Source organism: Corynebacterium sp. CCUG 69979, from assembly GCF_024454095.1.
In the GTDB taxonomy this organism is placed as follows: Bacteria; Actinomycetota; Actinomycetes; order Mycobacteriales; family Mycobacteriaceae; genus Corynebacterium; species Corynebacterium genitalium.
Genome location: NZ_JAGPZA010000013.1, coordinates 26,995 through 37,969, shown reverse-complemented (window position 1 = coordinate 37,969; position 10,975 = coordinate 26,995). Strand labels below are relative to the sequence as shown.

The 10,975-nt window shown below is 62.3% G+C and carries 11 protein-coding genes; 6 read left to right on the top strand and 5 right to left on the bottom strand.

What is annotated here, in order from left to right:
• Positions 1–40: 40 nt before the first annotated feature.
• The 3 genes from KBX18_RS08365 to KBX18_RS08355 form a co-directional block, all read right to left on the bottom strand.
• Positions 41–562, bottom strand: a complete 522-nt coding sequence (locus KBX18_RS08365) for an acetyl-CoA acetyltransferase (RefSeq protein ID WP_255995620.1) — start codon at positions 560–562, stop codon at positions 41–43.
• Positions 563–926: 364 nt separating this feature from the next.
• Positions 927–2,300, bottom strand: a complete 1,374-nt coding sequence (locus KBX18_RS08360; protein WP_255995619.1) for a M20/M25/M40 family metallo-hydrolase — start codon at positions 2,298–2,300, stop codon at positions 927–929.
• Between the two features lie 160 nt (positions 2,301–2,460).
• Complete coding sequence (locus tag KBX18_RS08355; protein WP_255995618.1) at positions 2,461–4,128, bottom strand: HNH endonuclease; 1,668 nt, start codon at positions 4,126–4,128, stop codon at positions 2,461–2,463.
• Between the two features lie 458 nt (positions 4,129–4,586).
• Here KBX18_RS08355 and groL point away from each other — a divergent pair, with 458 nt between their 5' ends.
• The 5 genes from groL (at position 4,587) to KBX18_RS08330 (ending at position 9,165) form a co-directional block, all read left to right on the top strand.
• Positions 4,587–6,221, top strand: coding sequence for a chaperonin GroEL (groL, locus tag KBX18_RS08350; protein ID WP_255995617.1), 1,635 nt, complete (start codon positions 4,587–4,589; stop codon positions 6,219–6,221).
• Between the two features lie 528 nt (positions 6,222–6,749).
• The gene (locus tag KBX18_RS08345; RefSeq protein WP_255995616.1) at positions 6,750–6,929 is read left to right on the top strand and encodes a hypothetical protein; all 180 of its coding nucleotides are present in this window, start codon (positions 6,750–6,752) and stop codon (positions 6,927–6,929) included.
• Positions 6,930–6,984: 55 nt separating this feature from the next.
• Positions 6,985–7,116 (top strand): hypothetical protein, encoded by a 132-nt coding sequence (locus KBX18_RS08340; protein WP_255995615.1) that lies wholly within the window; start codon positions 6,985–6,987, stop codon positions 7,114–7,116.
• 327 nt (positions 7,117–7,443) lie between these two features.
• Entirely contained in the window at positions 7,444–8,337 is an 894-nt protein-coding gene (ppk2, locus tag KBX18_RS08335; protein ID WP_255995614.1) for a polyphosphate kinase 2, read from the top strand.
• 42 nt (positions 8,338–8,379) lie between these two features.
• Positions 8,380–9,165 (top strand): enoyl-CoA hydratase-related protein, encoded by a 786-nt coding sequence (locus tag KBX18_RS08330; RefSeq protein WP_255995613.1) that lies wholly within the window; start codon positions 8,380–8,382, stop codon positions 9,163–9,165.
• Between the two features lie 19 nt (positions 9,166–9,184).
• Here KBX18_RS08330 and KBX18_RS08325 read toward each other — a convergent pair whose 3' ends face one another.
• Together KBX18_RS08325 and KBX18_RS08320 are read right to left on the bottom strand one after the other, a co-directional pair.
• The gene (locus KBX18_RS08325) at positions 9,185–9,661 is read right to left on the bottom strand and encodes a MarR family winged helix-turn-helix transcriptional regulator (RefSeq protein WP_255995612.1); all 477 of its coding nucleotides are present in this window, start codon (positions 9,659–9,661) and stop codon (positions 9,185–9,187) included.
• Between the two features lie 177 nt (positions 9,662–9,838).
• Positions 9,839–10,129, bottom strand: coding sequence for a rhodanese-like domain-containing protein (locus KBX18_RS08320; RefSeq protein WP_255995611.1), 291 nt, complete (start codon positions 10,127–10,129; stop codon positions 9,839–9,841).
• 29 nt (positions 10,130–10,158) lie between these two features.
• Here KBX18_RS08320 and KBX18_RS08315 point away from each other — a divergent pair, with 29 nt between their 5' ends.
• The gene (locus KBX18_RS08315; protein ID WP_255995610.1) at positions 10,159–10,938 is read left to right on the top strand and encodes a hypothetical protein; all 780 of its coding nucleotides are present in this window, start codon (positions 10,159–10,161) and stop codon (positions 10,936–10,938) included.
• Positions 10,939–10,975 lie beyond the last annotated feature (37 nt).

Here is a 10,975-nt window from a genome sequence, read left to right as displayed (position 1 = left end):
GGGTTAGCCGTAGATTCGGAGTTAGCCGCAGAACCGCGGGTTAGCCGTAGATGCGCTGGGCGCCAGAGGACATGGCGGCGGCGATGGAAGCCTCGGAGGTGGGGCCGAAGCCGATGGCCCACGCGGTGTTGCGCTCGTTGATCTGGTGGGCGACCTTGATCGCGGTGAACGTTGCCTCGTACAGCTCGATCTGGTGGAATTCGAGGATCTCGATGTAGCGGCCTTCGGTCGCCAGCATCGCAGCGAACGCGTGGGCCGGGCCGGAGGCGGTGACCTCGTGGTGGGTCGTCTGCGGCGGGAACGTCTTGGAGGTCTTGGTGACGTCAGCGGAGTAGCTGTTGTAGCACCAGTTCGCCTTATCCGTGTGGATGTCGGAGATCCGCAGCGTCGGGGTCGGCGCGTAAGTGGCGGTGAACAGCGACCAGCTCATGCCCATGGCTTCCTCACGCAGTTCGCGCGGGAGACGGCGGGGGGATTCGAAGCGCAGCTGGAACGGATCGAGTTCCTCGGTGCGGGTCTGCTGGGTCTGAGTCTGGGTGGCAAAGGCGGTCGTGTTCGACATGTCGAGTCCTTCTACATTTCGCGGTGTTGTGTGGGGGAGGAGTACCGACTCGCTTGTACTGGTTGGCTAACGACCACTCACCCGTGCCGCGTGGAGTCGGTTACTCCGCGTCGGGGTCCGTGGCCCGTAGTACCGCTAGTAGAAGAATGCGCTTGTGCATGACAGTCACTTTAAGCGAGCTTCACGTGACGCGCAACACATTTCGCCGATTCATATCCGCGCGCCACTCGCTTGTCGACGCCCCCGTCTGCCGTTCTCCCATCTCAACCCCTGTTTCTGCGGTCTCGGTTCTCGGGTAAAGCTCTCGCAAAAAAGGCCCGAGAATGTTCCGTGGGGCGGGATGGGTGGCGTGGTTTCGGGCGAGTTATAGCTGTGAGACCCGCTGGAGGAAGAGCGCCTCAGCCACGGCGACCCGCTCGATTTCGTACGGGTGCACCGATTCGTCCACGGAGTGGATGCCGGCTGCGTTGTCTTCCACGCCGAACATGGCGATGGCGGCGTCGGGGAAGTGCTTCTGCAACGTCGCGGTCAGTGGGATTGACCCGCCGGAGGCGACGACGGCCAGCTCGACGGCGGGGTCGTCCTCGGCGTAGGCCTCGCGGAGGCACTTGCCGAGCAGTCCGATGGCCGGGCGGTCCGGGTCGGTGGCGAAGCCGTGGTTGATGTCGAAGATCTCCACCTCCACATGCGCGCCCCACGGAGTGTGGTCGATCAGGTGCTGTTTCAGGGCCTCGGCGGCTTCCGCCGGATCCATCGTCGCGGGCACGCGCAGGTTGAGCTGCGCCTGTGCTTGGGGGACGATCGCATTCACAGCTTGGTCCACCGGGGTGGAGGTGAAGCCGGTGACGCTCACGGCGGGGCGGGCCCACACGAGGTCGGAAGGCTGTTCGCCGGCCTCGGCGTCGCCCATCAGGTCCACGCCGTCGAGGACGCCGCCGTCTTTGCGGAAGGTCTCGGCGGTGTATGGTTCACCCTCCCATGTCTGGGTGCAGTCGACGCCGTCGATGACGGTCCGGCCGTGCTCGTCGCGAAGCGAATCCAACGTCCGGATCAGCGCTGCCACTGGGTCGGGTGCGGCCCCGCCGAAGGTGCCGGAGTGGATCGCGCCCTCAAGAGTCTTCATGGTTACGCGTACCTGAGCGCCGCCGCGCAGGGCGGTTGTCAGGGTGGGCGTGCCGACCGCGACGTTGCCAGAGTCGGCGATGAGAATGACGTCGGCGCGGAAAAGGTCCGGCTTCTCATCGATCAGCTTCTCCAGGCCACCGCCGCCGAGTTCTTCCGAGCCTTCGACCACGACAAGCAGGTTCGCGTCGGTGCCGCCGGCGGCCTCGAGCATCCGCAGAGTTTCTAGGTGCATGGCGATGTTGCCTTTGCAGTCGGAAGCGCCGCGCCCGTACCAGCGGCCGTCGCGCGCGGTGAGGGTGAAGGGGTCGGAGGTCCAAGCAGCGGGGTCGCCGGCCGGAACGATGTCGTAGTGGGTGTATAGCAACACGGTCGGCGCACCATCGGTGCCGGCGCGGCGGCCGATAATGACGTCCGCATTATCGACGGTGGGGTGCCGCTCCACCTCGAATCCATGCTCGGCCACAGCGGCGGTGACCCAGTCCGCGGCGGCGGAGTGCTGGTCGGCCAGTTCCGGTGTGGAGTGCGGGGAATTGAACGACACGAGGCCGGACAGGTCCTTGAAGATCCTGTCGCGGTTGGGGTCGAGCTGTGCTGTGGTGTTGTCGGTGTTCATGTTCGCGACCGTACTCGCGGTGCCGACGGTGTGCGGCTTCCGCAATGGTTGCCGAGAAGGAGAAGTAGGTGCAGGCATGCCTGTGTCCACGGTGCGCGTCTGCGCGAACCGCGGCGCTGGAGCATGCGGGTTTGGGCGTGGCATCGGGAGAAGCGCTTCTCTATTCGCGGGCATGGGTATGTGCTCGCGGTCTGGGCTGTTTTCGGGTGCGGGTTGGTGTGTTGTTTGGTGGGAATAGGGGTGGGTCGGGTCTGGTTTTGGGGGTGGGTGTTGTGGGCCCACTGGTGCCACTGCTGGTGCCGGTGTTGGTGGTGGTGTTTCTGCGGCGGATGCGGTTGGCTGCGCAGTGGTGGGCGGGGTCTGTGGTGTTGAACTGCATGTGTGTAGCCCCGGGTGTGACCAGTCCTGCTTGTCCGGTGTCGGGGTCGTAGTCCATGTGGCCTTTGCCCCAGGTGCCGTCGCGGTTGTCGTTGTTGCATCTGTGGTGCTGCCGGCATAATCCGGTGAGGTTATCCATCGTGGTCAGGCCACCGAGGATCCAGGCGAAGATGTGGTGGGCTTCGCATTCGGTCAGTGGTTTGGTGCATCCGGTCCAGGAGCAGACGCCTTGGACGGCGAGCATCGCGATGCGCTGCCCGATCGAAGCAGTGCGGGTTTTACCCATCGACAGCGGGACTGCGGTGACGGAGTCGAGCTGGAGGATGAAGTTCGCCTGGCCTGAATCAGCGGTGTCCAGGGTGCCCAGGCCGAGGCGGGCCATGTCGATGACATCAATGTCGATACCGGTGTTGGTGGCAAACAGGCCACCGCCGGCGGCGTAGCCGTCAGTATCGGCAAGATCGTCCATTGTCATGGCGATGACGACAGATGCCGCACCACCGCTGAGCTTTTGCTGGCCTGATTCGAAAGCTTTGAGGATGGTGGTGAATTGGTCGTAGTGGCGTTGGGGTGGCGTGCGGTAATCCGCCACACCACCGGTTTCGCCGGCGCCATCGGTGCCGCGCTGAGCATCACCGGTGTTGGTGTGCGGGGCGAGTCCTTTATCCAGGTGCGCTTTGAATAGTGCGGTATCACCGGCGGTGGCGGTGATGGTGATCTCGTGGGTGCCGTCAGCTTTGCGGTGCCCGATGTGGACCGCGCGGTTGGCAAAGCCTGCGTTCGGGTTGTTTCGTGGGGCGTGCTTACGGTTGGCGGCGTCGACGTTGCGGCGCACGAACATCCGGAGGTCTTGTACGTCCCGGGTGGCGGCTTCATCCATGGCTTGGGCGTGGAGGCGGGTGCGTTCCCCGCGGGCGGGGGCAAGCAGCTTGTCGAGTTCGCGGCGGATGATGTTCTGCTTCTCCGCGGACACGCCAGCTGCTTTGGTGCGTGCTTCTTCCTGGCTGCGGCGGGCTTGCTCTTCAGCCTCACGGCGAGCGTGTTCGGTTTCCTGATTATCCGTGCCGAACTCGAGCTCAAACCCTGAACCACCGGAACCGTCGTCGTCACCACTGATGTCAGCCGGTTCAGGTTCAGGTGTCACTGGTGGGGCGAAGAGGTCGCGTCCGCGGGCGAGCCGGTCGTAGGCTTCCCCAGCCGAGAGGCCTAGTCGGGTGGTCAGGTAGGCGTTGGGGTGGACTGCCCCGACGAGTCGTCCGGCGTTGTCACGGTCGCACAGGTAGGCGAATGAAGCGTCGATAAGCGCTTTGGCGTTAAGGTGCTCCTCGAGCTTTTCCATCTCGGCGGCCACATCATGCAGCGATAGCAGAGACGGGTCGGCGAACTCGTCGCGAAGCTGCGCTAAAGCATCGCCGATAGTGTTCACGAGCTGTGCGATGCGCCCCGCCATGGTCCCCTCCCCTCGATACTGTGTGCAGCGTATCAACCGTTGCCACCATTGTACCCACCCCTAAACCAAGAGCGCAAGGCTGTTCGAAAATATTCATACGCATTCTTACTGAGCCGGCCAGAGCTCGGGCGCAACCCAAGCACCATCCAAGCGGAGCTCATCAGCAGGCACGGAATAGCCAGACACCCATGTTCGCTCAAAGCGCACTCCACGCGCGGCCCCCGACGTTGCACTCCCTACCCCTGACTGCTAAAAATGGCTTTAGCACTCCCGCCAAGTGAGTGCTAAGAACGTCAATCCCGACCGGGATGAGGCTGGTCTGCGAGGGCTAAAGACAACGCGCCCGAGCAGCACTCGCCAGCCGTGCCGTCGCGGGCGCCGGGTTGGGACTTTGAGGCGTGAGAGTGGCGTCGTAAAGCAAAAAACAGCCACCTTAAAAAGAGGAGCAACAAACTCACATGGCAAAGATGATCGCATTCGATGAGGAAGCACGTCGCAGCCTCGAGCAGGGCCTGAACACCCTGGCTGACGCTGTGAAAGTGACGCTGGGCCCAAAGGGCCGCAACGTTGTCTTGGAGAAGTCCTGGGGCGCGCCGGCGATTACGAATGACGGCGTGACCATTGCGAAGGACATCGAGCTCGAGGATCCGTACGAGAAGATCGGTGCTGAGTTGGTCAAGGAAGTCGCCAAGAAGACTGATGACGTCGCTGGCGACGGCACCACCACCGCAACCGTGCTGGCTCAGGCGCTGGTCCGTGAGGGGCTGCGCAACGTCGCTGCCGGCTCCAACCCGATGGGCATCAAGCGCGGCATCCAGGCTGCGACCGAGAAGGTCTCCACCGTCCTGCTCGACTCCGCAAAGGAAGTCGAGACCGAGGAGGAGATCGCTAACACCGCCGGCATTTCCGCGTCTGACCCGGAGATCGGCAAGAAGATCGCCCAGGCGATGTACGCCGTCGGCAACGGCTCCGTGAACAAGGAGTCCGTCATCACCGTCGAGGAGTCCAACACGTTCGGTGTGGACCTCGAGGTCACCGAAGGTATGCGCTTCGACAAGGGCTACATCTCCGCATACTTCGCCACCGACATGGAGCGTGGCGAGGCCGTCCTGGAGGACCCGTACATCCTCCTGGTGTCCGGCAAGATCTCCAACGTCAAGGAGCTGCTACAGGTTCTGGAGCAGGTCATGCAGTCCGGCAAGCCGCTGCTGATCATCGCCGAGGATGTAGAGGGCGAGGCTCTGTCCACCCTCGTGGTCAACAAGATCCGCGGCACGTTCAAGTCGGTGGCTGTGAAGGCGCCGGGCTTCGGCGATCGTCGTAAAGCAATGCTGCAGGACATCGCGATCCTCACTGGCGGCCAGGTCATCTCCGAGGAGGTCGGCCTGTCCCTCGACACCGCTGACATCTCCCTGCTCGGCCAGGCACGCAAGGTCGTTGTGACCAAGGACGACACCACCATCGTCCAGGGCGCTGGCGACCAGGCTCAGATCGAGGGCCGCGTGAAGCAGATCCGCGCTGAGATCGACAACTCCGACTCCGACTACGACCGCGAGAAGCTCCAGGAGCGCCTGGCTAAGCTCGCCGGCGGTGTCGCTGTGATCAAGGTGGGTGCTGCCACCGAGGTCGAGCTCAAGGAGCGCAAGCTGCGCATCGAGGACGCTGTCCGCAACGCCAAGGCTGCTGTTGAGGAGGGCATCGTCGCTGGCGGTGGCGTGGCCCTGCTGCAGGCATCCAAGGAGCTCGAGGGCGACCTCGGCCTCGAGGGTGACGAGGCTACCGGCGTCAAGATCGTCCGCGAAGCCCTCTCCGCCCCGCTGAAGCAGATCGCGCTCAACGCTGGCCTCGAGCCGGGTGTTGTCGCCGACAAGGTTGCTAACCTCCCGGCTGGCGAGGGCCTGAACGCCGCCACCGGTGAGTACGTCAACATGCTGGCCAACGGCATTGCCGACCCCGCTAAGGTCACCCGTTCCGCGCTGCAGAACGCTGCGTCCATCGCTGGTCTCTTCCTCACCACAGAGGCTGTCGTCGCGCAGAAGCCGGAGCCCGCAGCTCCCGCAATGGACCCGGAGGCCATGGGCGGCATGATGTAAGCGAGCTTGCTCGCTTATCGACGCCCCCTCCCGCGTCCCTTTGAATCCCCGCCCCTAGGCGCAAGCCTGGACGGTGGGGATTCTGCGTGCAACCAGCAGGTTTCCTAGGTCTCGTTTCGGCAACGCTGCACTGTGAGCTCCCGTTGGGCCCAGGGCCTGTGTGGCTGGAATCAAGCTGTGAGATACCCCCGGAATAGGGGTGTCCAAACTTTTAGGAAAAGAATTTTCCTGCTGAATTCGGCATATCGAACGCCTGGTAAAACGCGTTACAGACTGAGGGGTTGTTCGCCTAAAAGTAAATTTTTGGCCGTCAAAATATGCAGGTAGTTTGACATAACCGCCATCACTTAACCAACCGTTAATGTTTTAAGACGAGCTTAAGGAATAATGTGCTGGTCATGGCAATGAATTGCATCGGTTGACGGCTGTGAGATCTATGGCAATATTGCTCTTGTGACGCCCGATCGGGGTGTCTGAACACCAGAAACCTCATCCGGCGTCAGCCGGTGAACTCAAGGAGATTTTCACATGGACGTGAAGGAAATCATCACCCACCTGTCCAACTTCCAGGACACCTGGAAGGGCTGGGACAAGGTCATCAGCGGCCTGACCGACTTCTTCGGCAAGACCCCGACCGAGAAGATCAAGGACTACTTCAGCTCTGAGAACGAGGGCTTCAAGCAGCTGTCCTCCGTCTTCGGCAACTAAGCCGTCGGCACCTCACCCCATTCACCAGCTCTAACTACATCACAGGAGAAATATCATGGAGTTCATCAAGGGTTCTTCCGACTTCGCTTCCGCACTCGGCGCCATCTGGAAGCCGATCTTCGAGTTCATGGAGCCGCTCGTCAAGGCTGCTGAGGGTGCTGAGAAGCTCCTCAAGCTGCTCCCGTAGTAGCTTCCTTCCCGCTTGGGCGGGATTCACTAACCCTGTCGCTTCGGCGACAGGGTTTTTGCATTTTGACACCCAGCTCCTCAGGCTATTCATGCATGGCGGCTAATAGATGTGTCAACAAACTCAAATTCATGCGACCGAATTTATAGATATGTCAATATCACCCAAACCAGGCAGCAGAACTGATAGAGGTATCAACTAACGTGCTGTAATAAATCCGCGCCTCGGTTCCACAGCTCCGCACGGTTCGCTGGGGTTGAGGTGGGGGCGTCGATAAGCGAATTGCACGCCGAGCGCTCCTGCCCGTGCGCGACTACACTCGACCGCATGGCAAACGATGATGACATGCCCATGATCGACCTGACGGAGACCGAGGGTTACTACGTCGACGATTCTGACGAAGATGACCCAGTGCTCCTCAAGGCGGACGGTACCCCGATTGAGACCTGGCGCGAGAACTACCCGTACGACGAGCGCATGAGCCGGGACGAGTACGAGAAGGTCAAGCGTGCTCTGCAGATTGAGTTGCTGAAGTGGCAGAACTGGACGAAGGATACCGGCCAGCGTCACATCATCATCTTCGAGGGCCGCGACGCAGCCGGTAAGGGCGGCACCATCAAGCGCTTCAATGAGCACCTCAACCCGCGTGGTGCGCGCACTGTCGCCCTGGAGAAACCGAGCCCGCGCGAGTCCACCTCCTGGTACTTCCAGCGCTACATCGAACACTTCCCGGCTGGCGGCGAGATCGTCTTCTTCGACCGCTCCTGGTACAACCGCTCGGGCGTTGAGCGCGTCATGGGCTTTTGCACCGAGTCGCAGCACGCCGAGTTCCTGCGCGAGGTGCCGATGCTGGAGAACATGATCCTCGGCTCCGGCATTTCCCTGACCAAGTTCTGGTTCTCGGTGACGAAGAAGGAGCAGCGCACCCGCTTCGCCATCCGCCAGGTCGATCCGGTGCGCCAGTGGAAGCTGTCGCCGATGGACCTCGCCTCCCTGGATAAGTGGGACGATTACACCCGAGCCAAGGAAGAGCAGTTCCGCTACACGGACACTGACGAGTCCCCCTGGATCACCATCAAGTCCAACGACAAGAAGCGCGCACGCATTAATGCGATGCGCTACATCCTGTCCAAGTTTGAGTACACGAACAAGGATCACGATGTTGTGGGCGAGCCGGACCCGCTGATCGTCAAGCGCGGCCGCGACCAGATCGGGGACTAATTTCCCATTGTGCGGACAGGCCGGGGGCTTTAGTCTCAAGGTGTGACTATTAGCGTCTCCCGCCCGGTGCCGCGCGTCGCGCAACTCACCATTGACCGCGACGAAAAACGCAACGCGCTCAATACGGAAGTCTGCACCTTACTCGAGCGCGCGCTGAGCGATTCGCTTATCGACGCCCGCGCCATCCTCATCACCGGCGCCGGCTCCGCCTTCTGCTCCGGCGCAGACCTGAGCGGCGGGGATGTCGGGGAGTTCTACCCGGCAATGGAGTCGCTCTTCATGGCGATCCGCCGCGCACCCGTCCCCGTCATCGCCTACGTGAACGGCCCCGCGATCGGGGCGGGAGCGATGCTCGCCGCCGTGTGTGACCTGCGGGTCGTGGCTCCGACCGCGCGGTTCATGGTCCCGGTGGCCGACATGGCGATCGGCGTCAACGACGTCCTGGTGAAGTCCTTTGAGCTACAGATGGGCGGCTCATGGGCGCGGGCGATGCTGCTCGCCGGCGCGACCATGTCAGCGTCCGATGCCGAGGCCACCGGTTTCGCCGTGCGGCCGTCGATGTTTCCGCGCCTCGAGCTCCCGGGCGGGGGCGTGGGGAGCGAGGCCCATGATTCCGCTGAGTTCGCCGTCGCTCTTGCAGAGCTATGCGCGGGCAAGGCGCCGCTGACGGTGCGGAACGTGAAGATGGAATTCGCGCATTCCTCGGGCGAGCCGTTCAGTGAGAGCGAGTTGGAGTCCGCCCGCCAGGCCCCCTGGGATTCGGCGGACATCCGGGAAGCCGCCCGGGCTGTGGCCGAGAAGCGCACCCCCGAGTTCCGAGGCGAGTAGCGGCTTCCTGAGTAGCGGCCTATTCAGTCGTGGCACCTGCTCCAGCGGGGGCAGGTGCATCGTGCCCATTGAGAATGGCTTTGGTGAGTTTGCGGAGGTGCTTGAGCTGCTTGTTGGAAGCGTCGTCAAGCGCGCGCTCTTCCGCGGAAGCCACGAGTGATGCGAGATCGGTCTGGATCTTGCGGCCCTTCTTCGTGGGGATGATGATCTGACGGCGACGATCCTTGGCGTCGCGCTCGCGGGCGACCCAACCGTGCGTTTCCAACGAATCGATCAGGCGGACCATGTCGGAGGCGTCGATCGCGAGAAGTTCCGACAGCTGCGTCTGGCTGGCAGCGTGCGCCATCGTGCAGGTGAGAACCCAAAACTCGCGCATGGTCGTGCCGCGCTTGGTCAGCTCGGTCTCCACCGTGTCTTTAGTCGCGCGGCGGATGCGTTCGATTTGGAAAGACGGCGACTGCAGCAAAGCGTCAGGAAGGTCGAGCGATTCGGGCATGTACCCAATCTAGCATCCGTGGGGTACGCCCATCGTTGGAGCGGGGGACTAACGGGGCTGCTGCGCGTCAGGGCGGCGGTTAGCTAGTTGCAAGTGACTAGATTGTTCGTTTTTCGGCACAGAAATCGCCGTTCTAGTCGTCTGAAACTAGCTAACCGCCAAAAGGGGGAGGGGGGGTTACTCGGTGGGCAGGCCAGCGTTGACCCATGCCTGGGTGCCGCCGAGGACGTTGTAGACATCCGCGCCGAGGATCTCCTCAAGGTACTGGGACGCCTCGACGGAACGGCCGCCGGACCGGCAGATCACGTAGACTGGCTCGGTCGTGTCGATCTGCTGCGCAAGCACGGCGAAGTTGGACAGGGGCAGGTTGACGGTGCCAGCGGCGTGGGTGTCGGCGAATTCGTCGGGCTCGCGGACGTCGATAAGCTGTGCGTCGTTGGGGACATCGGTGACCTGAACTGACTGCATGCGCCCAGTGTAGATGTAAAGTTCCCTGTATGACTGGGCAGCGTAACGACGACCGCCGGCGCAAGCCGGTGCAGCCGCGGCCCGCTGCACCCCCGCGCAAGTACCCGCCGAAGCCGATGTGGGTGTACAAAATGCGGCGCTGGGGGGCCGTGCTCATCCCCCTCTTCCTTGTCGTTGCGTTCATCCGCGCTTGCGTGCCGAGCGAGCACGACCGGGAGATGGAAGCGTGGCAAGAGCAGTCGCAAATACCGTCCGTGGTTCAGGAAAACCAGGTCGCGGGTGAGGATATACCGGTGTCGCGACCTGTTGAGATGACCATTCCCTCCATCGGTTTGAACGCCAATTTTGAGGAAGCCGATTGTCGATTCATGGATGGGGCCATCGATCCTGCATCCCTCACCGAAGCCTGTGCGTTCACTGCGGAGGACAAACCCTACTCGCTGCCGGGCACGAACGCCGATGACATTGTGGTCATCGCCGGACACGCGGCGGCCGGTGTGCCCGCGGTCTTCGACGCACTCTATGACGTGCGAGCCGACCGTCATACCATCGCTCCTGGCGACGCACTATATCTACGTACCGAGGAATCGGGTGACAAATGGTTGAAATACCAGGCGACCGACCTGCACAGCCCGGAGAAAGAAGGGCTGTCTCAAGCTGCGGAGATCTGGGGCGACGCGCCAATGCCGGGACGACTGTTGACTATCTCCTGTGTGCAACCAAACAATCCGTTCCAGCAATCAACGCGTAATGCGGTGGTGGGGTGGCAACTTCAAGAGGTTGTGTCCGAAGAAAATGTGCGCGCATAGTGCGCACGGGGGCATTAGGGGTTAATGTGGTAGCTGA

What these genes read in the sequence shown, in the direction of transcription:
- KBX18_RS08365 (WP_255995620.1), bottom strand. Translation starts at nt 562, where the DNA reads ATGTCGAACACGACCGCCTTTGCCACCCAGACTCAGACCCAGCAGACC.
- KBX18_RS08360 (WP_255995619.1), bottom strand. Translation starts at nt 2,300, where the DNA reads ATGAACACCGACAACACCACAGCACAGCTCGACCCCAACCGCGACAGG.
- KBX18_RS08355 (WP_255995618.1), bottom strand. Translation starts at nt 4,128, where the DNA reads ATGGCGGGGCGCATCGCACAGCTCGTGAACACTATCGGCGATGCTTTA.
- groL (WP_255995617.1), top strand. Translation starts at nt 4,587, where the DNA reads ATGGCAAAGATGATCGCATTCGATGAGGAAGCACGTCGCAGCCTCGAG.
- KBX18_RS08345 (WP_255995616.1), top strand. Translation starts at nt 6,750, where the DNA reads ATGGACGTGAAGGAAATCATCACCCACCTGTCCAACTTCCAGGACACC.
- KBX18_RS08340 (WP_255995615.1), top strand. Translation starts at nt 6,985, where the DNA reads ATGGAGTTCATCAAGGGTTCTTCCGACTTCGCTTCCGCACTCGGCGCC.
- ppk2 (WP_255995614.1), top strand. Translation starts at nt 7,444, where the DNA reads ATGGCAAACGATGATGACATGCCCATGATCGACCTGACGGAGACCGAG.
- KBX18_RS08325 (WP_255995612.1), bottom strand. Translation starts at nt 9,661, where the DNA reads ATGCCCGAATCGCTCGACCTTCCTGACGCTTTGCTGCAGTCGCCGTCT.
- KBX18_RS08320 (WP_255995611.1), bottom strand. Translation starts at nt 10,129, where the DNA reads ATGCAGTCAGTTCAGGTCACCGATGTCCCCAACGACGCACAGCTTATC.
- KBX18_RS08315 (WP_255995610.1), top strand. Translation starts at nt 10,159, where the DNA reads ATGACTGGGCAGCGTAACGACGACCGCCGGCGCAAGCCGGTGCAGCCG.